The sequence below is a fragment of the Teredinibacter sp. KSP-S5-2 genome, from assembly GCF_032773895.1.
Lineage (GTDB): Bacteria > Pseudomonadota > Gammaproteobacteria > Pseudomonadales > Cellvibrionaceae.
In genome coordinates, this window is the sequence record NZ_CP120416.1 from 3964317 (window position 1) to 3987905 (window position 23589).

Below are 23589 nucleotides of genomic sequence, written 5' to 3' on the forward strand. Positions count from 1 at the left end.
TGAGCTACCGCTTAAGAATAGCAGTAATGGCACTTCGTTCACAAATACCAGATTAACAAAACTAATAATATTTTCGACTAAAGGTAATTTATATTAAATAAATTTAAAAAAATTTTACAAATTGTTTGAGCTTTTATTAATTATTTTGAACCAACGCTCTTTTCGAAAACCAAAGTGATCGATCAAAACCAATTTATGCCAGCCTTCTTCCAAATTCAGTTCTATTTCGTGAAAAAACTCTGTCTCGGAAACTAACTGATCATCCACATGCCAATAGATTTTTGCTTTTTCATCACGATGATATGCTTTAAAAACAGTTCTCCCACGTTCACCACTTAACGTTAAAGGCACATAGATATTTGTTCCTTCGTAGGGGTAAACAATATCCATAGGATTATCGTCTGTGTATGCAGCAAGCGTTGGTAAACAGTCGCTTCGCCAAGGAGGTAAAGGAAAGTAATCCGCATTCACGCTTTTCCAGTAAAACTCCTGAATGGGCGGTAAAACGAAAAACGTTTTCTGTTCTATATTTGTCACCTTTTCGCAACCACCGTGAACTCTTAACCCACTGAGCTTATCGAGCATAATTTTTTTATTGAAGCGAGATATTTTTTGAAAATGACTCACTCGAGGTACAACCGATTCATTCACTACGCAATTTTGTGCTTGCAGAAAGCCATCATTGCGACAAATGTACATTTTTTTCAGATCGTACTCAGGCTTTTCAATCCAGCGACTCGCACCCAGCAAATCAAAAACCTGAAACATCGTGGGCGCTGCCGATTTCAGACCGCTCAAACCAGCCACACCTTCGCCATTTGCGTTTCCCGCCCATACGCCAACCGTATACATGCCATTGCTGCCCACGGCCCAAGCATCCCTGAGACCATAGCTGGTTCCGGTTTTCCAGGCGATCTTTTGGCTGCTGGAAAACTGCTGCCAATAGCCGTTTACATCGGGACGGGAAACGGCGAGTAGGGTATTCAACGTAACCCAAGCCGTTCCCGGAGAATACAACGCCCGTGCCAGTTCCGGCTCACCGCCTTGCGTGAAGCTTAATGCTCTTGTTTCGCCCTCGACTTGAGCGGTTAACCATGCATATGCGCGAGTCACTTCCCATAACGAGGCTTCCGCACCACCGAGAATCAAGCTTAAGCCATATTCCTCCGGCGCGCGGAAAAGGGAACTCAAGCCCAAAGATTGCAAATCATCATAAAAACGTGCAACACCGTATTGCTGCAATAAACGCACGGTCGGAATATTTAAAGACTGAATAATCGCATCTTTAACCCGTACTGCGCCTCGGTATCGACGATCAAAATTTTCCGGCGTAAAGCCTGCAAAATTGGAAGGAATATCGGCGACCAACTGGTTAGGAAGAATCTCACCCTGCTCCAACATACTCGCATATAAGAAGGGTTTGAGAATGGAGCCCGTGGATCTGGGCCTGCGGGCGATATCCACATGCGGCCCCTGATCCACGGCTTTTTCAAAGGTAGCATTGCCAATATACGCTTCTACCGCCATGGTTTGGTGGTTGATTACCACCAAAGACAAATTGTTTATGCCTGCCACGCCCAATGCGGCTACATTTTTTTTGGTTAGTTGATCAACTTTCTGTTGCAGCGACAGATCAATGGTGGTTTCGAACTGGTCGTTTTTTTTATCTTCAATGACCAGACTACTCAGTAAATGTGATGCAATCTGCGGTAAGGGTTTCGGTTGTTCTGGAATCGGTTCACGCAGACTGATTTCATAGGTATTTTTGTCCAACAGTTTTTGTTGGTACAAGTGGTCTAGCAACCGATTGCGTTTTTCCAACAGTTTATCTCTGGACCGATGAATGTTGATCAGCGCAGGGCTGTTGGGCAAAACAGCAAGTAGCGCTGCCTCCGCCCAGGAAAGCTGCTTGGGATAACGATTGAAGTAACGCCAGCTGGCCGCATTTAAACCTACGATATTGCCACCAAACGGGGCTCTGGCTGAATACAGTTTTAAAATTTCCTGCTTGGAAAAATGCAACTCAAGCTTAACCGCAATTAATGCTTCAATGGCTTTATTCAAATAGGTTCGAGGCGGATTTGACCTCAACATTCGGGCAAGCTGCATGGTAATCGTACTGCCACCACTAACAACTCTTCCCTGTTCAAAGTTGTCCCGCATTGCCCGAGCTATTGCGAGCAGGCTGATTCCGCTGTGCTGGTAAAAACGTCGGTCTTCAAACTCAATTAATGCCCGTTGGTATTTTTCCGGCACCACGTCGACAGGCGGAAAACGCCATTGCTCATCGTTCGAAATTTTTGCCCCTAATAATTCACCGTTTTGAGCATATAACACCTTTGAATATGACTTAACGGGAATAGCCGGCGGCACGGCGAAATAAATACATAACACCGCAAGCGTAAAAACAATCGCAACCAGCCATTTTTTTTTCGCCAATTGGGCGAGTCGAAGCCTGGAAAAAGGTTTAAAGATCCCTAGCCGTAAGAAAATGGCTAATCTTCTCCATAAAATCCCATCCCTGTGCGCTTGAGAAGACGTTACCACTTTATTGTTTTTACTTCCCGAACGACTCATTCACCTCGCCTTATCGCATAACAGCCCTTCCCCTGCGACAATTTCCAAGAGAAGGGGCGACGCAATAGCAACTTGTTTACTGCTGTTTTACTTCAACCCACTTGCCCATAGAACGGGCTTGTAACTCATTATCGTACATGGATTCCACTTGCCAGGAAGGCAAATAAAATCTTCCGGCGTAAGTCGCGTTAAGTTGTACTTTAATGGAAACCTTGGGTTGGCTGTTGTTGTTGTAACGATAACGCCAGTAGTGATTGCGCCATAAACTGAAATAACTGCTGATTCTATCGTCACGAATATCCTGATAATCCAACCCCTGCGGTAAACTTTCACCTTCAAGGCGTTGATTGCGAATTTGCCAACCACTGGGCATAACCATAGTGAGTGCAATATCCTGATACTGGAAGCTATTCATTTTTGTTATAGCCGATACAGTGACCTCGGCGATAAAATCCTGCCCTTGGGGTAAGCTTGCAATATCAATAGGCTGCTGATTCAAATCGAAGAACTGAACATCCAGTTTCAACCCTTGTTCAACAGCTTCTTCCTGTTCCGTTTTTGGAATACCCGTATTACTTAAAGAAAAATAAATTGGGTGCTCACTATCGTTGCGAATTTGTAGACGTTGATTATTCAAGCTGTCCTGCGTGATCGCTTGCTGATAAAAACTGGAACTAAATTCCATCTCTTTCCAATCGCTACGATTACTGGGTTGATCATGAATAGAGAAACGGCTGGAATCGCCTGTCCGAATGTCGGAAAAATGCGCCAAAGCCAACAGTGCCCATGAGGTGGTTTGTGTGCTGTACCAATTATCCGAAGATAATTGCTTGGCGATCGACTTGGCCGTCAACCAGGCGGAGTCCTGTTTTTTCAAGCGGGAATAGGCCAGATTTAACACTGCCAGATCTCGCAAACTGGAACCATAGGTATATTCGGAGTAACGATAATCCTGAATATTGGTATCACTGATGGACATTAATTCCTCTGCCACATCCGCCAAACCGAGGGAGTTATAACCGATAGCCAATAACCAACTCGCCAAATTGTGTTCATGGTTTAGGGTATTTTGCTTGGCATTTTTCAACAATCGCTCGCGCAAACGGTTCATTGCTGGCAAATTTGGCTTACCGGCTTCCGCCAACACATACAAGCGGTATGCCATGACGCTGTATAAGTTACGACTATCACCACTCTCATCACTTTTTTGTTTCAGGTAACTCAGCGCTGAATTTAGCATGGTAATTTCTACGGGATACCCCTGATTTTTTGCCTCGACCAAAAAGTGTGTCACGTAGCTTGAAGCCCAGTCGTTCACGTAAGTCGCCGAAGGCCAATAACTGAAGCCACCGTTATCATGCTGGAAACGTTTATATTTTTTTAATGCCTCTTCGACGTTATATTGAATGTCTCCGCGTTTATCATCAGACAAGGTTGTTAATTGATGCAGCCAGATTTGCGGGAAAACCGCTGACGTAGTTTGCTCAACACAACCGTGTGGGTAACGGATAAGATAATCCAGACGATCGCGTAAATTCATTGCCGGTAACGACGATGCCGTCAAAGATGCTTGGTTGGTCCCCACCATACCGTTTGGTATTAGCGCTGGCTGCCATGTTTCGCCTGGCGGCAACAGCTTGGTCACGCTTTGAGTTTGTGCCAGGTTGGCACTGCGAGACTCTATGGCAATGGTTTGTTCTGCCGTTTCCTGCCCAGACCTAGCTACGACATTAACTTGCCCCTGACCAAGACTGTCATCTACCTGCAGATTTAACAGTGCAATTTGATCACCCGGTTCGTTAAATAATAATTGGGCTGTCGAAGTTGTCAGTGATAACGGCGAATCGGTTTTCGCTGTTACATCAACCTGTTGAATGCTTTTATCACTGACAAAAACATTTACCGGCATTGCAACTTTTTCACCCGGACCGAGCACTCGCGGAAGCGTAGTGAGTAAAGTAAGCGGTTGCGTAACTTTTACCGTTTTTTCCTGTACACCAAACGCCGTATCCGTGGCAGCCACCACCATCACTCTCACTGCGCCCATATACTGTGGCAAATCGATTTGATGACGATTCACTTCACCCTTTTGTAATTTAAAGGCACCGAGAAAACGCACAACCGGCGGGAAACGTCGTTGCTTGCTTTCTTTTTTATCGTCCTGTGATTTACCACCACCGATGCGTAGCGTTCGTTCCAAATTAGCGCCGTAAGCTCCAATTACACCATCAAAAATATCCCAGGTGCGAACACCCAAGGCTTCTTTCTGATAAAAATAATCATAGGGGTCCGGCGCGGAGTAATTGGTAATGCCCAATAAACCTTCGTCTACTACAGCCAGGGTATAGGCCATCGCCTTGCCATCTGCCTCTTTCACCTCGACAGTAAACTGGCTTTCCGGCCGAACACTTTCTGGCGATACTATTTCGGGCTTCACACGATTTTGTGCGTTTTCTACCAACAGTGGAACCACACCGTAAAGTCTGATCGGCGCATCTGATGTTTTGTTTTGATGGGGCAGAATGAGAGACACATTGAGATAAACATTCGGTGCCATGGCTGCGGTAATTGGCAAAGTAAATGCTGAGGTTTCCTCGGAGACTTGCACCCACTGTTGATCAATCACTTCCGAGCCATTCTCTATACTGTAAAACACTTTGCCCTGATTAATATCGGGCAACTGAATTCGGGCTTGATCACCCACTTCATATTTTGCTTTATCCGTTGAAAGCATTAACTGGGTTGCCGCATCCGGGCTGACTTGATTATTCCAACTCCACCCCATGTATACCTGCTTGCCACTGCAATGATTGCCTTCAACATCACAAACACGAATTAAATATCTTCCCCAGGAATAACTGTCTTTTTTCAGTATCCAGTTCGCCGTTCCATTTTCATCGGTAGTAACGGTGACATCGCTTTCCGTGCTGGCATGTCGCCCGCGAATATAGTTAGCCAGGTTCTCCTCGGGTTTATCCCACCACCAATACCAATTAAGTTTATACACCTTGATTCGAAGTTGACGATTCGCTACGGGCTGAGACTCAGAATTAATGGAGACCAGGCGCACTGGGTGGTCTGCATGTTTATCAATGGCATTGCGGTAACCGCTGCCTTCTGGAATATATAAACCCACCCAGTTAGCAAACGGCAGAATTTCATCCTGATGAATGGATGTACTGAAGTTACCGCTCTTTTCAAAAACACGAGAAATAAAGGTTGCTCTTAGTTTTCCCGGTGCGGATTGATTGAGACCAAGATTAAACTGGAACTGTTTTTTTCCTTCCTCATTTAAGCTGCCGGAGAAAATTTGCTTTTTCGATTTTTCAAAGCGACTCGCCGGATCATCAAAGATATATTGGCTAAAACCATCAAAAACTGTTTTCTTCGATGTAATACTCAATTCGGTATCGGCTTGTAATGCCTTAGCCGTCGCACCACTCAACCACTGCGCATAAATTTCCGCCTGAAGCTGTTCATTACCCAGCTGGATCGGTGAATCCGCCATTTTAAAATCAATTTTCAGGCGATTCGGTTGAATTGTTTCTACCTTGATAACTTTGTCAAAATAACTGCCACCGACTTTAACGATGGCCCGCCAACTACCTGTAGGCGCATCCTCCTGAGTGGCGAAATGGAAAGTATAAATATTTCCCACTGGCTGGCCATTGGTCAAACTGGCAATCAGGGTGCCTTTAGCATCAAACAGATCCATAGACACCGGGTGACCGGCAGGAATCTGATCTTTTTTGTCCTGCAAAATAAAGTTTAGATAGATATCGTCGCCAGGACGCCACACATCCCGCTCACCATAAATAAAGCCTTTTATGCCTTTATTTAACATCACGCCACCAACATCGAACTGGCTGGTTGGCAAGGCTTCATTAGTGGCCAGTTTCAAATAACCTCGTCCACTTTGGTTTGTCGCCTCCAGATAAAATGGCTTACCTTTTAACGCCAATTTTGCCTGACCATTATCATCGGTTTTTCCCGACGCAATGGCTTGTTGCTGGAAGTTATAGGCAGTGAGAGTGACGTTTTTTTGTGGTAACCCGGTAGTAATAGAGGTAACAATAACATGTAAATCCGAGTCAGCGCCTTTTTTGGCAATCAAACCAAAATCGGAAAGGAAAAAGTTTCGACTGGCATGGGTTTGATCGTTGTAATGGTAAAAGGCCTCATCACATGGGTCGTTACGCTTCCGCCAACTGATGTAGCCGTTTTCTGTACCATAATATTTTTCAATCCACTCAGGTCGTAAATCCTCTTCTTCGTTTCCTGGACCATCGTAGTTTTTATCCTGATTTACCGGCCCACGAATTTTTTTCTCACAGGGGTAACGACTGACACTGGGATCAATGGATAATTTTATATTGACGATGCCATCGGAGTGGTTTGCCATCAGTTTGGCAAGATCAAGAGAATAATTTTGCCATTTATCCTGAGGAACAGAAGGTAGCGTTATTTTTTTTCGCCACAAATATCGTCCCGTGTAAACATTGGTGGACGAACTGGCGATATCATTACCTTGCAGGAACTGCCCAATATTATTGTCAAACACTTTAAATGCTGTGACCCAAACCGCATCCACATTAATTGCTTCAAATGGAACGGTTATGGTTTTATTCGGCGGTAATATTGAGCCCTTTCCAATATAACGCACGCCCGGTAGCTCAGAAATAAAAACCACTTGTGCGGTATGAGTTTGAGCCAGGGTTAAATTATTGACACTGCGAATAGTGTCTTCCACATCCAGCGTATACTCACCAGAAAGCTGGTTCGACGGATAAATTTTTAATTTACTGCCGTCTATCCGCGCGTTAACGTTTTCGCCGTTCAGTCTCACCAGCCCCCGTGTATTTTGCCCGGATTTCAAAGGCTCCGAAAAACTGATTTCCAAAGATTGTCGCGGTTTATTGTGGCTTCGAACAGCCGTAACCGCAAACTGATTCAGTCCGGGAACCTCGACTTCATGGATACCCTGCTTATTCACACCAATCGGCTGCCCATTCCATTGCAACATAATTTTCCCGACTTCTTCCGCGCGAGCAATATTCTTGATTGAAAAACGATGCAAACGCTGGTCAGTTTGATGCTGCCAGGTAATATCAAGTGGTTGACCACCCTGTGTTCCCTGTAAAACTTTTTCTACCGCAGAGTTATCTACCGTATCCTGAGTACGCAACGTACCGCTTAAATCCATTACCGATTTATGCCTTCCCTGCTCCAGTCCAGACACATTTAACTCAAGATCCTGCTCCAGAACCTGAACTTGAAACACCAAAGGCGGTAATTGTTTGGCCACATTATCCAGATGCTTGGCGGACAGGGAGATTTGGTATTTTTGTCCGGCCGGTAACTTTGTTTCCGGCGTAATAAGCAGTTCATTGTCAGCAATGAACCGTTGATCAAAGGTAATATCTGGCGTGACCTTGACTACACCGGTCAACGGCGTATTTACCTTGTTGGATGCAACGACCGCATGCTGGAAACGAATACTGATTGGCTGGGTTGAGGAGATCCAGCCTTGATCAAAGCTCTCAATGTAGGGGTCCCAGTCTAACGGCGCTACTACTTCGCTTTCATCTAACGGATTGTCAACCTGAACATCCGCGCTTTGATTCTGAGTGGGCTCAACACTCACATCTGGCTTAGGGTCGCAGCCAACAAGTATTGTTAAGCTCCATATAAATAGAAACAAGCGAAGTAAATTGCCTGACTTCATAACAAATCTCCCGGGTATGGATAGGCATTTCGGATAAGATTACAGGTTAACCCTGACAATCAGATGGTAAGAATATGGCGAAATATGTCGGATTTAAAATACCAATTGCGCAATCAGTAAGACGCTCGCATATCAGTTGAAATAATAGCCTGGACCGCGGAGAGGTATACTCCACGACCAAGGCCGGTATATCGCATAAAAAAAGCAACGCTACTCTATGGAAGAGATCAACTTTTTACTGGCAGATACGCTATCAGTCGATGTCAGATACAATTTATTCAACAACTCGGTTAACGCATTCTGACGCGCTTCAGGCGTGTCACGCAGTATCTGATTTTGTTGTAACACAGCGATCAGTTTGTCTGGTGTGGTATTGGCGTCACCCACAATTTCCACATGCCCGGCTTTTACCGTAACCGGGACAAGGTTCTGGTGCTGATCCACACGGGTTTGAAATTGTTCATTAAGACTGAAGACATAATCGTCTTTCACGCAGACGCCACTTTTATACTCCCTGCAGCTTTCTTTCTCATCTGTCGCAATACGCAAATGAGTCGATACCTGGTCAATGAGTTTCCCGGGATGACGAATGAAATCCGAGTTCGGTGGAATCTGTTTATATTTGGCTCCGGTGATCATATAACACAACGGCTGGGTTAAACCCAATGACAACCAGGCAAGAGTCTTCGAACCACAATGAGAAGACGCGGATATGCCGTTAAAAGGTGCAGATACCGTGGTTAAGGAAACATTGGTGGCCAAGTCACCAGTTCCAAGTTCATTGGTAAATGCACGCCGGCTGATCAAACCACCCTGACTGTGACCAAGTATGGAAACTTTCGGTGAATTCAGGCTTTTGCTAAGAGACTCAACCGCCCGGTAAAGCTGTGACGCACTTTCTTCCAAACTGACCCGATCGTCGTAATTAAAGCAGACAGCCTGCTGACCATGAAAAGCAAATACCTCGGCCAGCGCTTTGAAACGCCCTGCAGAAGCGTGGCAACCATGAACAATCAGAACAAGGGGGTCACCCGATTTAAGCATCAACTTGCCTTGATCCGGGTTAACACAGGAGCTGACCTGATCCACCTCAACCACAGAATCCGGCTCCGGCAGAAAACGGGCGTTATCCAGGCTTGCCACTTCGGCTTGTTGTTCTGGTGCATTGAGGTTCGAACAGGACTGAACCAATATCCACACCAACAGAAGTAGGCTATATCTTATATTTATTCGTAGCCCAAGCATCCAACACTCCCCCTTATTGACTTAACTCTATCAAGCCTATTGCCGCGTTTGAATCCTCTGTGGCTCATCGGAATAATGGCGCGATAAACCATGTATTATTAATGGGTATACCACAGCATAGCCTGATTTTGTCAATAATTATAACGAAAACCAAGCGATCCCTAATTAATATTCCATTGTGGTATATCAACTGCGAATTAATCCTGCTTATTTCAGCCGGTACTTGCACCTGAGCGAGAATGACATAGATTTAAAGAAAGGTTTTTTTCTAAATAGACTTCCAGAGACCCCACCACAACAGGCTCGCCATTGATGAAAGCTGTCAAGTCTGGCTTTACGTTGTTAAAACCCCCTCACTGTATTGTGTTGGGGCTTGTTGTGCTTACCCTTTCAATCGTGCCCAACGTAGTTTTCTTTCTAGTCGGGCCAGATATTAATAGTCAGCCATTTTTTACGACACCCCACCACTCATACTACTCAGTGTTGGGAAATATGGGGTTTATTCTCGCCGGATGGACCAACCCCTTACTGCTTGCGGTGGCATGTATCGCCCTGTTGTTTCGCAAACGAGCATCACCGAACTCTTCCTACACTCTGCTGGCAATTACCTTTCTAGCCATTACCTTGTTTGAAGGCTTTGAGATTGTGCAGAGGTTAATAAGTGACTCTACTTTTTTGCACGCTATTGCCTGGGTGACCGGCCGGATAGTTCAGCCATTGGTATTGCTGGTACCGGTTTTAATTTCCATAGCGATACAGTCTCGTCGTAGACCACTTAATCATGGCACCTGGCAGATCATACAACTGACCGCCGGGATTTCGCTGCTCGGTATCAGTCTGTTTTGTATGTATCTGGTGGATTGGTATGAAAACAATATCAACGCACTGCAATTTCTTGGCATGTCCAGCCAGCCTTACAACGCACTCTCCCTGGCATTCTATTGTTTAACGGCAACCGCTATTGGTATTTGGCATCAACAAAAACCAAGCCCCTTTAAACTGTTTCTACTGCTGAGCCTCATTCCTCAAATCCTTGCTCAACTTAACCTTACCTTCGGTGAAACCGAACAACTGCGTTTTTATCTATTTTGTGCCCATCTATTGATGGCATTGAGCAATTGCATTTTATTATTAGGATTATTTATTCCCTCAGACAGATGGAATACTGAACAGAGCCCAATCGCCGAAACCAATGAAGACAACGAACAGTTTTCTTCACAAATCGCCAACACTCCCGCTAAACGCCCGCTCAGCCTGACGTTACCCTTTACCACTTTTTCGCTCACGATTCTCACGTCTCTTCTAGTTGGCTTTGCCTATTACACCGAGAACGAACAACAACTGGTGAGCAGAACTCTTACCACATTGGAAGATGAATCCAACCTGATAAAACCTCTGTTAAAAGACCTATTTGTGGAAGCCGTTCAGGATATTAGCTTTGTTACCAAGGTTCCGGAAATTCACCATGCTCTGGATAATGTACAGACGCCAACAACGGATGCTCAAAGTAAAAAACGAGCGATGGATCAACTCAAGGCTTTTACGTTTCAGCTGATGCAAACAAAACAGCATTACGTCGAAATCAAATATATTGATGCAAAGAACAAACAAGAGTTGTTTAGCCTAAACCGGGGCATTACTGGCTTGTATTTCACTGCCGAATCGAGATTGCAGCAACATGCAGAATCGCGCTTTTATCAAAAAGCACTATTGTTATCCAACGGAGAAATCATTCTTTCTCCAGTTGCTCTCAAACAGCGTCAAGGGGTAATAGAAATCCCAGAAGTTCCTGTCATCCAGGTCGCCACACCGGTTTTCAATATGGACAACGGACGTGCGGAAGGAATAATCAGTATTGCCATAAATTTCAATGCTGTCTCCAAAAAAGTGGCTTTATCTATCCCAGAAAATATTCAGTTTTTTCTGACAAATTCAACCGGAGACTACCTGATCCACCCTTTCCCCCAAAAGACCTTTGGTTTTGATAAAGGACAAATATTCCAAATTCAGAAAGACTATCCCAAACTCCAAACACTTATCGGCGATGAACAACAAACCTTAAAATCCGCACAACTTGTCGATAGTCTAGGCACTTCTCATATTGGCTATTTCTCTCATCTTTCGTTGCGTAATATTGGCCTTGATAACCGCTTTGGCATGCTAGTGATATTTGAAAACGAACAGTATTTTCGATCGCTCAATACAATCAGACATCATACTTTGCTATTGGGTATAGCCTTATCAATTATTGTGTTATGCATATCTTATATCGTTGTCAAAGTATTATTAAAACCACTTTCACAATTGGTTCGCAGTATCGACACTCGCCCGGAATCGGAATTTATTGGCGAACTGCCATTGGATTCAAAAGATGAAGTCGGACAACTCGCTCGAAGTTTTTACAATCTGTTTTACAGTAAAGAGCAACGTAATAAAGAATTACAGGAAGCTCGCAGCCGCATCGTCGGTATAACCAACGCAGTTCCATACCTTTTAGCCTACGTAGATTGCGAACTTCGCTACCGGTTTGTGAATAAGTCTTACCTTCTATGGTTTGACTTACCGGAGGAAAAAATACTTGGGCATTTAGTCTCTGACGTTTTAGGCAGTGACATATTTAATCATGTCTCTGAACACTTAAATCGATCTTTACAGGGAGAAGTTGTTCATTTTGAATATGAGCTTGTCGATGATAATGAAGAGTACCGTTACGCTCGCGGCACTTGCTACCCAGATACAGATAACGAAGGCAACGTACGCGGTATTTATTTAACAATCGAAGACATTACCAAAGACAAGCGCTCGGAAGACAAGCTTCACCAATACGCTTCTGATCTGGAACTTCAGCAACTGGCATTACACGATGCCATTGATCAAGCCAAGGCTTCGGCACAAGCCAAGTCAGATTTTCTCGCCAATATGAGCCACGAGATTCGCACTCCCATGAACGGTGTTCTGGGAATGTTGGGATTGCTGAGTCGCGGCAGACTGGACAGACAACAACGGCATTATGCAAGGTTGGCTCAATCCAGCGCAGAAAGTTTATTAACTATCATTAACGACATTCTCGACTTTTCTAAAATTGAAGCCAACAAGTTAGAACTTGAAGAGCTGGAGTTTAACTTGTTATCCACTCTGGAAGATTTTTCGGATTCAATGGCGGTGAGAGCACAGGACAAGAATCTCGAACTGATTTTACACATCGACCCCAGTGTTCCAGTGAATGTAAAAGGCGACCCCGGCAGGCTAAGACAAATACTAACGAACCTGGTTGGTAACGCCATTAAATTTACCGACGTTGGAGAAATTACGATTTCTGTCATCCCCAACCCCGAGCATGTGGTAGGTGACAAAGCCAATTTGTTATTTTCTATCTCCGATACCGGAATAGGTATTGCCGCCAACCGTATTAATCAACTGTTTGATGCCTTCTCCCAGGAAGATGCGTCGACAACCAGAAAGTATGGCGGCACCGGATTGGGCTTGGCCATTAGTAAACAGCTTTGCCAACTCATGCAGGGCAACATGTCGGTGCAAAGTAAAAAAGGCAACGGCAGTACATTTAGTTTTACCGTCTACCTGCCAGAAAATAGCGAACAACCCGGCCAACAACCCAGCGTCGATCTAAGCGGACAAAAAGTATTAGTGGTGGACGATAACCGGGCTTATCGCAACCATTTAAAAACAGAATTGGAACATCACGGTGCTGAAGTTGTTATCGCCGCTGACGGCCACGATGCGTTAAAGCAAATAACTCTCAGTCGCAGTAACAAGCTCTTTGATTTAGCGCTTATCGATATGCAAATGCCAATGATTGATGGCGCAACACTCGCCGAGTTGATTCAGGGCGATCCAACCATGAAAAAGATGAAATTGGTTATGATCACCTCTATTATGGAACAACATGCTGCACAGGGTTACGCTTACCTTGGGTTTACCGGATATATTTCCAAACCGATAAAACCACGAGCCATGTGCAAAACGTTAAAGATTGTTTTACAAGGCGGTACAGATTTAAAAGAGCATCTGCTAACAAACCCGGATCAACCATCGGAGAAACACAGTAATCAGGATCAACGTATTCTGCTGGTCGAGGATAATCCAATCAACCAGGAAGTCGCTTTAAGTAACCTGGAGGACATGGGTTATAGTGCAGACGCGGTTGGCAATGGTGCCGAAGCATTGAACGCTTTGGCAAGCGCACCAAGGTCAGCTCCCTACGACCTGATTTTAATGGACTGCCAAATGCCCATAATGGATGGTTACGAAGCTGCCAAAGCCATTCGCCTTGGTGAAGGCGTGCCCAATGCAAAAATACCCATTATCGCGATGACCGCTAATGCGATGAAAGGTGATGATATAAAATGCTTTGAAGCGGGCATGGACGACTACATTACCAAGCCTCTTGATGTCGACCTTCTTTATCGAAAAGTAAACAATTGGCTAAATATTAATAAACAACAAAACACAGTGGAAACTACATCCGTGACTATTGAAAACAACCAAAATAATGAACACAAAGTCATAGAGCCAGAGGGCAATGAATTTCCAATATGGAACCAACAAGCTTTACTAAAACGTGTAAATCAAAAAGAAGAGCGAGCAATAAAGCTTGTTAATATGTTTCTCGACTCCGTTGAAGAACGTTTTATCGCATTAAAAGAAGCCGTAGATCAAAACGATGCAGAGGGAATTATTACTGCGGCTCATTCACTAAAAGGCAGCGCAGGAAACCTTGGCGCAGAACAATTACATCATTTATTGGAAGACATCGAACAAAACGTAAGAGAGGACTACGACGAAGCCGCCATGCAACAAGCATACACGGCCTTTGTCACCTGCTATCAAAACACCGTATCAACACTAGGTGACTACGCGCGCTAAAACTCGACGATCAACTTTGCTCCACCAAGTTGGGATTCTGCGATTACCACTTTGAGTTCATGCCATTCTGCGATTCGTTTCACTATCGCCAAACCCATACCATGACTGCCAGCTTTTTTACTTTTTATCCCCCGGTAAAACGGCTGCATCACATCGTCCCTTTCATTAACAGGGATTCCGGGTCCGTCGTCTTCAACACTGATTACCGGTTTGCCGTTATGTAAAAACAGACTAACCAATACCTGCTGCTCTGCGTATTTCACAGCATTCTTGACAATGTTATTGACCAACATGCTTAAATAAAACTTATCCCCTCGAACAACTGCATCGTCATACTGACAGGAGTAATTCAGTTCAAGCGTTGATTTTTTGTATGGCTTCAACAGTTCCTGCAACATCGGGTCAAGGGAGACATATTCATACTCCACATTCACCCGCGCGCTGTCTAACCTGGCAAAACCTAATAATTCTTCCACGAGGGATTGCATCTCATCCAGATCTTCCTGCAAACCTTCAAAGTGCCGACGCTGCTGCTCAATGCTTTCTGCATCGGCCAACATATCCAAACCAAAACGCAAACGGGCGATAGGCGTTTTAAGTTCATGGGAAACTGCTCGACTCAATAGTTTATTATCGCTAATCAACTCCTGTATACGTGAAGCCATGCGATTAAACTCACGCTCGATATCGCTTATATACGACATACGCCCAACCTGAATACGACGATCCAGATCACCATCACCGAAATCTTTTGCCGCTTTGCGCAGTAATAGTAATCGAGTAATCAACGGGTACAGCCAGATGAGTATCAAAGCCGTAATAGCGATATAGAAAAAGAGCGTGAAGAGTAAAGGTAAAAAAGAAGTTTGCCCCTGCCCACCGGAATAACGCAATGCGTCGTGACTTAAACTGAGTACTTTATTCAGTTCAGGTAAATATGCATGAACAGTGACACCACTTTCCGTTTCCAGAATTAATGGTTCACCAGACAAGAAATCACTTTTTACTTCTGCGGGAACGGGAAAAACATCTAGCTCATTTATTTCAAAAATAAAATGCTTATTGTCTTTCCAGTGCGCCATAAAATGTTCGAGCTGATGTTCGTTTACCAGACCTGCAGAAGCATCCGAAATCAGGTGCCGATAGAAGGTTACATCGTCTTGCCCTTCTGTATTTGGTGAGACTTTGGTATACAAGAAATCAAACAACCAGCCCAAACCAATAACCGTGGCAGTAACAAGAATGACGAGTGAGGCGGCTAGGCGTTGCATGGAGGATCTATAACCGGGCAGAAGCGCACACTAGAATATTCTCCAGGAACGACGCCGTTTGTCGATTTTCTTATTTTGATTACCACCGTATACCCAGGCAACACTAACGAGAGACTCAGCCAAAACCTTTTGCCCCTCACGTAGCTGGTATACTTTATCGTGTGCGGATTCAAAATTTATGCGGATTTTGCCCTTGGAAAGCTTTATCCAGCATTCAATTGGCTGGGCTTCACTCACTTCGTACAAACAGATTTTTGTTGTTTGCGCATCGGGATAGTGCCATTGCATATCAATTTTTTGATAACAAACCTGACCTCTATGCAGCGCAATACAACGCTTGGGTTTCGGCATAAGCTGTGCCGATACCACATCAGTGGAAGTGTCTAGCGCAAACGCATCAACAGCAAGGCACATATATGTGGCTGCCAGCCACACCATCTTACCTGATAGTCGTTTTAACAACGTTGTCCAATTAAAATACATATGCAAAAACAAACTCCGTTGTATTTACAAATTTTGCACCTTCCAAAATCGGGCTTCTTGATTGGTTGTCATCCATAATCATGCTCGTCGCCGCAGCAGAAAAAACCCAATTCTCAGATAAAGGATATTTTGCACCAAATTCAGCAAAGAAATCCCAACCGGAACCCGGGTGGTATTCGGGATAATCAGGGTTAATCGATTCATCGATACCAACCACGTAATTATTAAAACGGTGATCCAGATAAGCAAACCCCAGGGAAGCATATAAATTCCAGTTGCGGTATTGATAATGGCGACCGGTGCGAAATAGCGCTGCCCAACCATTATTATCACCGGAGGTAATGTCCCCCCCAAACTGAAACTGACTAATATATGAACCACTGTAATGAGTTGCGCGAAAGCCCGTTAATACAACCGGATCACGACCTTCATATTTATTCTTCTCCTCTTCGCGAGCGAGAATCACCATGACAGGGATTGCCTCAATATTAAAGCTCTCATTCCCCCAGGCTTCGAACCCCAGTTGCGCATCCTCAACGAAAAACCGGCCTTTCTGAAAACGCCACTCGGCATGAACAGGACCTGAGAATTCTGATCCGGCCCAGGCCCCGTCATTCTCCAGCGCAAATACCGCGCCCAAAGACAGTCCTAATTCCAGATATCCTTCCGTTGTAGCCCCTGTAGCCCCTTGGCGTAATTCTCGGGAAATGTCTGCGGCCCAGCTCATAGAGAGCGGAAAAAACAAGCACGCGCTAATGACCCAAGGAATCAGATTTATAAATGGCTTATGCTTCAAGCACATTAACCTACCCCAACTCACCATATTATTGGAGCCGATAATAGCACATGCCCCCAACGGCGTGTGTCACAGAATGTTACTCAGCTTTCGCTCAAATTATGATCCAGATTATGGAATGCCGCATATTTACAACGTATAAGTTTAACTTTGGTCAGCCTGTCTGGAACACAAACCCTAATGCGTATTCAAACTTCACAAGATCCTAATATTGAATCCATTCTCGCCTTACACACACTTGCTTTTGGCAGAGATAAACAAGGGCCAGAAGTTGCGCAGCTGACAGATGATCTTTTACACGACCCCAGCGCATTACCCCTGTACAGTTTCATCGCCGAACAAGACGACCAGGTAGTAGGACACATTCTATTTACCCAGGCACGGTTGGCCAGTGACAAAAGTCACGCCATTCAGGCTCAAATACTGGCCCCCCTCGCGGTGCACCCCAATTATCAAAGGCGTGGCATAGGTCAGTCACTTATCCAGCTAGGCCTGGAAACATTGGAATCCGATGGCATCGATTTGGTATTCGTCCTTGGCCATCCGGAGTACTACCCAAAAGCCGGTTTCGAAGTTGCCGCACACTACAACTTACAAGCACCCTACCCTATCTTGCCTAAATACACCGACGCCTGGATGGTCAAAGCCCTATCTCCCAATATTCTTGGTAATATCTCGTCAACGGTATTGTGTGCGAAAGCATTGGATAAAGAAGAGCATTGGCAGGCGGATGAGTGAGAGCCAGGAAAACATATATTCAAGAATGCTCTTATGATATAAAAAATGCTTTATCCGCGACAAACGTAACGCCGAACATTGCTATCAAGAAAGCACATGAAAAATAACACTCAATAAATGAATAGCTCTGAAGGCCTATTGATAAATTCGAAATTCCAAACCAGACGAAGGACATCAAACAACATTAAACCGAAAACATGGCGTATTATAGCCAGGACAGCTGTACGTTTTCGCATCTAATAATCTGACTGCATTAGTTATCATATACAGCCACATTACGGAAAAATTCCTATGCGACTATTTAGCAAAATATCCCTTATTTGCACTGTAACAGTAGCTCTATTTGCTTGTGGCGGTGGCGGCTCGTCTAGCAATTCCGGATCAACAAGCTCCTCCTCGGGGGGAGCAATCCCCAACAACCCTCCTCAGATTACGCTACAACATAGTCAGGAAGTTTTTGAAGCCGAACAAGTTCAAATAACTGGTACAGCGACAGATAGAGATGGAGTGATTACTGATATCAATTGGCAGCAAACAGCAGGACCTCAGATTGATACTACGTCATTCAACGATATTTCGATTATATTCCAAGCACCTGAAGTGACGGATAACACATCTATAGAATTCACTGTTGTGGCTACTGATAATGACGGTTCGACTGCCACAGAAACGGTTTCAATACTGATTAAGGCTCACCCAGAAATACATTTCGTATTCCCAACCAAGCGATCAGCATTCGAGAGCAAAAATTTGGAAGCAACGGGTTACTTACGCCACGCACCTACTGGAACAACAGTAGCAGTATCTGGTGGACTCGGTTCAGTAGAGGCAACGGTGAATGAAGCTGGTTTTTGGCGAGCGAGCAACGTGGTATTACCATCAGAAAGTAACAAGGCAGCCAACATAGTGGCAACAGCGACTTTACCTTCCGGGAGCCAAATAAGCACGACAGTAAGCATACATACACAACCGTTATCTTCCAGTTCATCAAAACTGTTTTGGGATTCAATTAGAAAACAATTCAGTTTTTATGACTTCGTACAAGAAAAACATTATGCGATTTCTGCTGAAACGGGCGAAAAGAAGATTATGACAGCTAGCCCAGAATTCGCTGGTGGGCTTTGGGCGTACGACGCTTTTAATAACCGCATAATATCCATTGGCGGGGAGATAAAAAGCTATGAAATCGCTACTCAAACCACCAGTACAATTATCACCAACTATATAGGTGACACGCTCAACATTCAAAGGCCAGGCTCGAACTATGATGACCTGCAATCGACTGTTATCGACGATACAGGTAATTTTGCATTTGTCAGCTCAAGAAAAGCATCAACAAACAATAATCAAATTCATAAAGTTAACCTGACAACAGGCGAATGGTCTTTAATATCATCCGACGAAAAAGGGACAGGAGCAAGTCTGACGAGTATTAGCAATATCGTTTACGATGCTACCAATATGAAACTCTATACTCTTACTGGTACAAGTGATGTAAACCTTCATCTAGTGGTTATAGACATCAACACCGGAGATCGAACTCATCTTGATAATTTGTCTTCCCCTTACTGGAATGATTATTCTTCAGCAGTTACAGGGGGACTACACTACAACCCAATCGACGAAAAAGCTTATTGGATTGACAGAAACGGTATTCTCTCCGTATTTAATACCTTTACCGGTGAAAGTAAAGCGGTTAGCGTCATATCACCAAATTATGGGCTCCTGGATTTGGGCAATATGTATTCACTTTCATATTTCGATAAACCGTCGCAATCGCTTTTCATTCTTGGTAATAACGCTGCAAGCATTCATAAAATAAATATAACAACGCTTGAGACTAGCGTCATTGAAAACCCAAACATGCCTAAACTGCATCCACTAAATACCCTCTATTACGACGAACTAAACGATGCGATCTTCCACAATACAACTCAAACATTTTTAAATGCCCAACGCATAACGACATTGAATCGTCTGGATTTACGAGAGGATACCGAAACAACCTACAGACAATCTGTCGACGCGATGTTAGGGATATGGAATACGAACATAATTTACTCTTTGTCCTTCAGCCGAACACACATCGGTATACAAAATATAGAATCCAGACAGTACCTACCCCTAATTGAAGAAAGCAGCAACCCAGACATTTTAACGAATCAGCGACTTCTAAGTAGCTGTATTAACGAACAAAACCTTTATATGGTACTCAATAACGGCCCATTACTAGTACATGCAGACATGGAGACAAAGGAAGTGAATCTCATAATGGATTCCGTCTCCCTTCCAGGAGGGCCGTTAACAATGGAAATTATTGGCTGCAACAAAAAAAATGACCAGTTGGCAATTGTGGCTCAAGTCAATGAAGAGCATGAATTATTTTTTGTTGACGGTAAAACAGGCTCGGTAACTAGTGTGCTGAATTTAAGCAGAACAATACCTGAGAGCTACCGAGACAGTGCGACTTATAAACTGAACACGTTCAAGACCACCATAAACGACGACTTTACAAACATCTACTTATCGACGTATTCAAATCCAAGTAGAAAACTGGATTTCATCAAAATTAATGTAACCACTAAAACGGCTGAGATATTACCCAAGCCGGGAACAGGTTATTTATATCAAGTGGACTACTTTTATAGCAAATTATATATTGATGAAAATTTAAATCGATTACTTATGGCCGGCTATGAAAACACGCTCGCGGTAGATATAAAAACAGGCCAACGCGCAATAGTTCTTCATTAACACTTATGTTTTAATCATGTAAACAAATGAGCCACCTGTTTAGAAGGTGGCTCAACCCAACTGATAGATCATTTAATAATAGTTCAACTCCGTCGTTTTCCCCCAAAACACGCGATAGGAAAATGCGGTGTAAATTAATATCATCGGCACCACGATCAAAGCACCAATCAATACGAACTGTAACGATTCTGGTGCCGCAACCGCTTCAAAAACCGTCATTTCTCCCGGTACAACATAGGGGTAGAAGCTATAAGCGAGCCCCTGAAAACACAGGAAGAAGATAGTCAGTGCAGCCACAAAGGGGATCCAGCAACCAAAGTCATTTGCCAGAGGAATTTTTCGCAGAAAACGGTCAGCCAATATAAACATAGCAAAGCAGGTGAGTGGTATAGGAAACAGCAAAAATGCTTCCGGCAGACTAAACCAGCGCAGCCAAACGTAATCACTGGTGAGCGGGTTAATCAAGCACACAGCAAAAATACCCAACGCAGCCAACCAACCGGCACGGCGCGTGGTGCCGGCAATTTTCTTCTGCATACCCCCTTCGGTTTTCATCACTAACCAAGCTCCACCAATATACGCGTATGCAGCAGTCACACATAAACTACTTAATACAGCAAAGGCATAAGCGGCAGTACTGTTTTCAAAACCCAACACATAGCGGCCCAACATATATCCCTGGGCAACGGATGCCATGATTGAACCCAGTTTAAATAATTTGTCCCATGTTGTTTTGTGAGAAACCCGGGCTTTGGCTCGAAAATCAAATGACACTCCACGTAAAATCAAACCGCAAAGCATAAACAACACCGGAATATAAAGTTGGTGCAGAATAATGTTGTGTGCAGCAGGAAAAGCTATCAGCAATATTCCCACCGCCAACACCAACCAGGTTTCATTAGCATCCCAGAAAGGGCCAATAGAGGAAATATAGGTATCCCGCTCTTTTTCTTTTTCGGCCTTGAGTGGTAACAATATTCCCACCCCCAAGTCGTATCCATCCAAAATAGCGTAAGCCAAAACCGCTACGCCCAATAGAAGCAAAAAGATAATTGCCAAAACATCGTGATCAAACATTATCGGTTTACCTCTTGCGTGACTAATTCAGGAACCACAGGCGCTTCAACATCCGCGGATTCGTATTCCTCTACGTTGATGGCCTTTTTCGCCATACCAAAAAGTGTATGCACATAGGCGGTTAACAAGCCTGCATATATAACGGCGTAAACAATTAACGAGAATAAAACATTGCCTGGAGGCAGACTGGTCACAGCTTCCTGTGTGGTGAGCACACCTTGTACAAGGTATGGCTGCCTGCCAATTTCCGTTACATACCAACCTGCCAACGTGGCCAGCCAACCGGAAAAGGTCATCCATACTAACGCCTTCATTAACCAACCGGGTTGCGACTTTTTACGCAGAATAAAATAGGTACTTAGCCAGGCTACGGCCCACATCAACATGCCAACTGCCACCATTAAACGAAAACCAAAAAACAGAGGTTTAACGGGCGGATGTTCACCTTCAAATTCATTCAGCCCCTTAATTTCTCCGTTAAAATCATGGGTCAATATAAGGCTAGCCAAGCCGGGAACACCAACAGCAAAATCATTGGTTTTTTCTTCTTCATTCGGCCAAGCGAACAATAATAAGGGGGCAGACTTTTCCGTATGCCATACACCTTCGATGGCGGCAATTTTTTGCGGTTGATGCTCTAAAGAATTCAAACCATGCATATCTCCGACTAAAACCTGTAACGGAATCATGACTGCTGCCGCCACAACCGCGGTTTTAAGCGCTTTAGAAGGCCCGTGTTTGGTATCCCCTTTCAGTATTCGGTATGCCGAAATGCCGGCGACTAAAAAGGCAGCAGTTAAACCCGAGGATAGAAGCACGTGGGTTAACCGATATGGCATTGAAGGATTAAAAATAATTTGCCACCAGTCCGTTGGAAATGCCACGCCATCGCGCAGTTCAAAACCTACCGGAGTGTGCATCCAGGAATTTAAAGCAATTATCCAAAATGCCGAGAGAGTTGTGCCGACAGCCACAACCAGTGTTGCAGTGGTATGAAGCCAGGGCGGAACGCGTTTTATACCAAATAGCATAATGCCCAAAAAGGTGGCTTCTAAAAAGAATGCGGTAAGCACTTCGTAACCGAGAAGGGGCCCGGCAATATTTCCAACCCGAGCCATAAAGCCTGGCCAGTTGGTGCCAAACTGAAACGACATGGTGATGCCGCTGACCACACCCAGAGCGAAGGTTAATGCAAAGATTTTTACCCAAAATCGATAGGCACGCATCCACACTGGCGCATGGGAAATTTGATAGCGTAATTTAAAATAAAAAAGAAACCAGCCTAAGGCGATGGTAATGGTGGGGAACAAAATATGAAAACTGATATTAAGCGCAAACTGTATGCGAGAATACATCAACGTACTTTCTACAGACGCACTGACCACTTGGCCAGCTAAAGCCAATTCATCGAGCATAATTACCTCACTAAGTCATACCGGTCTCCTCTCGTTATTGTTATTTTGAAGAGAGTGATGTGATGTTCGGGCTTTCACCCTAATTGTTTAAGATTCTGTCTTTCATATCCAAGACCTTGCCAACACCTGCCCCCAACTTCATTAATGTCATTAGGTTTTCCTGACTCATGTTTTGCAGGTCGTGACTCCACTTGGTAAATACTTCAAGCATATCGTGCAGCTCGCGCATTTTTCCCTGAGCATACTCTTCAGCTTCATTACCCGGGCTATCCATCATTAAATCGCGAAGCACAGAAAGCGTGGGATCCACCTCGCGCTTTCTGCGTTCTTCCAATACTTTAGTGGCCATATCCCATAAAGAGCCATCGGCAATGTAATATTCCTTACGCTCGCCGGGTAAGTGGACGGGCTTAACCAAGCGCCAGGACTGGAGTTCTTTCACCCCCATGCTCACGTTACCCCGTGATATACTCAGCGCCGACCCGAGGTCTTCGGCATTCAGGGGCTGCTCATTCACCACCAGCAATGCGAATATCTGGCCTACTGTGCGATTCACGCCCCAACGGCTACCCATCTCGCCGAAGTGCATAACGAAGGACTGTACCATTGGTGTCATTTGCATAG

The 23589-nt window shown here is 44.4% G+C and carries 12 protein-coding genes; 3 read left to right on the plus strand and 9 right to left on the minus strand.

Translation table 11 applies throughout. From position 1 onward, the window contains the following. Window positions 1-114: 114 nt before the first annotated feature. The 3 genes from pbpC to P5V12_RS16860 form a co-directional block, all read right to left on the minus strand. A complete protein-coding gene (gene pbpC / locus P5V12_RS16850; protein WP_316954258.1) occupies window positions 115-2577 on the minus strand; it encodes a penicillin-binding protein 1C in 2463 nt (820 codons plus the stop codon). A 76-nt stretch (window positions 2578-2653) separates the two neighbouring features. Continuing rightward, the gene (locus tag P5V12_RS16855) at window positions 2654-8302 is read right to left on the minus strand and encodes an MG2 domain-containing protein (RefSeq protein WP_316954259.1); all 5649 of its coding nucleotides are present in this window, start codon (window positions 8300-8302) and stop codon (window positions 2654-2656) included. Between the two features lie 210 nt (window positions 8303-8512). Then, complete coding sequence (locus P5V12_RS16860) at window positions 8513-9547, minus strand: hypothetical protein (protein ID WP_316954260.1); 1035 nt, start codon at window positions 9545-9547, stop codon at window positions 8513-8515. Window positions 9548-9859: 312 nt separating this feature from the next. Between P5V12_RS16860 and P5V12_RS16865 the strand changes: the two genes are divergently transcribed. After that, a complete protein-coding gene (locus tag P5V12_RS16865) occupies window positions 9860-14431 on the plus strand; it encodes a response regulator (protein WP_316954261.1) in 4572 nt (1523 codons plus the stop codon). On the opposite strand, the gene P5V12_RS16870 is transcribed toward P5V12_RS16865, so the two are convergent. The 3 genes from P5V12_RS16870 to P5V12_RS16880 are packed head-to-tail and all read right to left on the minus strand — an operon-like array spanning window position 14428 to window position 16987. Continuing rightward, window positions 14428-15702 (minus strand): ATP-binding protein, encoded by a 1275-nt coding sequence (locus tag P5V12_RS16870; RefSeq protein ID WP_316954262.1) that lies wholly within the window; start codon window positions 15700-15702, stop codon window positions 14428-14430. The two genes, P5V12_RS16865 and P5V12_RS16870, sit on opposite strands and share 4 nt — an antisense overlap. Before the next feature lie 30 nt (window positions 15703-15732). Beyond that, window positions 15733-16185 (minus strand): DUF3019 domain-containing protein, encoded by a 453-nt coding sequence (locus tag P5V12_RS16875; RefSeq protein ID WP_316954263.1) that lies wholly within the window; start codon window positions 16183-16185, stop codon window positions 15733-15735. Then, complete coding sequence (locus P5V12_RS16880; protein ID WP_316954264.1) at window positions 16175-16987, minus strand: MipA/OmpV family protein; 813 nt, start codon at window positions 16985-16987, stop codon at window positions 16175-16177. Before P5V12_RS16880 ends, P5V12_RS16875 begins: the two co-directional genes overlap by 11 nt. Window positions 16988-17161: 174 nt before the next feature. Here P5V12_RS16880 and P5V12_RS16885 point away from each other — a divergent pair, with 174 nt between their 5' ends. Both P5V12_RS16885 and P5V12_RS16890 read left to right on the plus strand, forming a co-directional pair. Then, window positions 17162-17719: an N-acetyltransferase gene (locus tag P5V12_RS16885; protein WP_316954265.1), complete on the plus strand. Its 558-nt coding sequence runs from the start codon at window positions 17162-17164 to the stop codon at window positions 17717-17719. A gap of 291 nt (window positions 17720-18010) precedes the next feature. Then, complete coding sequence (locus P5V12_RS16890) at window positions 18011-20473, plus strand: PKD domain-containing protein (protein ID WP_316954266.1); 2463 nt, start codon at window positions 18011-18013, stop codon at window positions 20471-20473. A 72-nt stretch (window positions 20474-20545) separates the two neighbouring features. Here P5V12_RS16890 and cydB read toward each other — a convergent pair whose 3' ends face one another. From cydB to P5V12_RS16905, 3 genes are all read right to left on the minus strand, one after another. Further along, the gene (gene cydB, locus P5V12_RS16895; RefSeq protein ID WP_316954267.1) at window positions 20546-21550 is read right to left on the minus strand and encodes a cytochrome d ubiquinol oxidase subunit II; all 1005 of its coding nucleotides are present in this window, start codon (window positions 21548-21550) and stop codon (window positions 20546-20548) included. Continuing rightward, complete coding sequence (locus tag P5V12_RS16900; protein WP_316954268.1) at window positions 21550-22965, minus strand: cytochrome ubiquinol oxidase subunit I; 1416 nt, start codon at window positions 22963-22965, stop codon at window positions 21550-21552. The genes cydB and P5V12_RS16900 overlap by 1 nt, the downstream gene beginning before the upstream one ends. Window positions 22966-23044: 79 nt before the next feature. After that, a complete protein-coding gene (locus P5V12_RS16905; protein WP_316954269.1) occupies window positions 23045-23587 on the minus strand; it encodes a GbsR/MarR family transcriptional regulator in 543 nt (180 codons plus the stop codon). Window positions 23588-23589: the final 2 nt, after the last annotated feature.

Bases quoted from the DNA above. Each gene is read 5' to 3' on its own strand.
- pbpC (WP_316954258.1), bottom strand. From the start codon at position 2,577: ATGAGTCGTTCGGGAAGTAAAAACAATAAAGTGGTAACGTCTTCTCAA.
- P5V12_RS16855 (WP_316954259.1), bottom strand. From the start codon at position 8,302: ATGAAGTCAGGCAATTTACTTCGCTTGTTTCTATTTATATGGAGCTTA.
- P5V12_RS16860 (WP_316954260.1), bottom strand. From the start codon at position 9,547: ATGCTTGGGCTACGAATAAATATAAGATATAGCCTACTTCTGTTGGTG.
- P5V12_RS16865 (WP_316954261.1), top strand. From the start codon at position 9,860: ATGAAAGCTGTCAAGTCTGGCTTTACGTTGTTAAAACCCCCTCACTGT.
- P5V12_RS16870 (WP_316954262.1), bottom strand. From the start codon at position 15,702: ATGCAACGCCTAGCCGCCTCACTCGTCATTCTTGTTACTGCCACGGTT.
- P5V12_RS16875 (WP_316954263.1), bottom strand. From the start codon at position 16,185: ATGTATTTTAATTGGACAACGTTGTTAAAACGACTATCAGGTAAGATG.
- P5V12_RS16880 (WP_316954264.1), bottom strand. From the start codon at position 16,987: ATGTGCTTGAAGCATAAGCCATTTATAAATCTGATTCCTTGGGTCATT.
- P5V12_RS16885 (WP_316954265.1), top strand. From the start codon at position 17,162: ATGCGTATTCAAACTTCACAAGATCCTAATATTGAATCCATTCTCGCC.
- P5V12_RS16890 (WP_316954266.1), top strand. From the start codon at position 18,011: ATGCGACTATTTAGCAAAATATCCCTTATTTGCACTGTAACAGTAGCT.
- cydB (WP_316954267.1), bottom strand. From the start codon at position 21,550: ATGTTTGATCACGATGTTTTGGCAATTATCTTTTTGCTTCTATTGGGC.
- P5V12_RS16900 (WP_316954268.1), bottom strand. From the start codon at position 22,965: ATGCTCGATGAATTGGCTTTAGCTGGCCAAGTGGTCAGTGCGTCTGTA.
- P5V12_RS16905 (WP_316954269.1), bottom strand. From the start codon at position 23,587: ATGCAAATGACACCAATGGTACAGTCCTTCGTTATGCACTTCGGCGAG.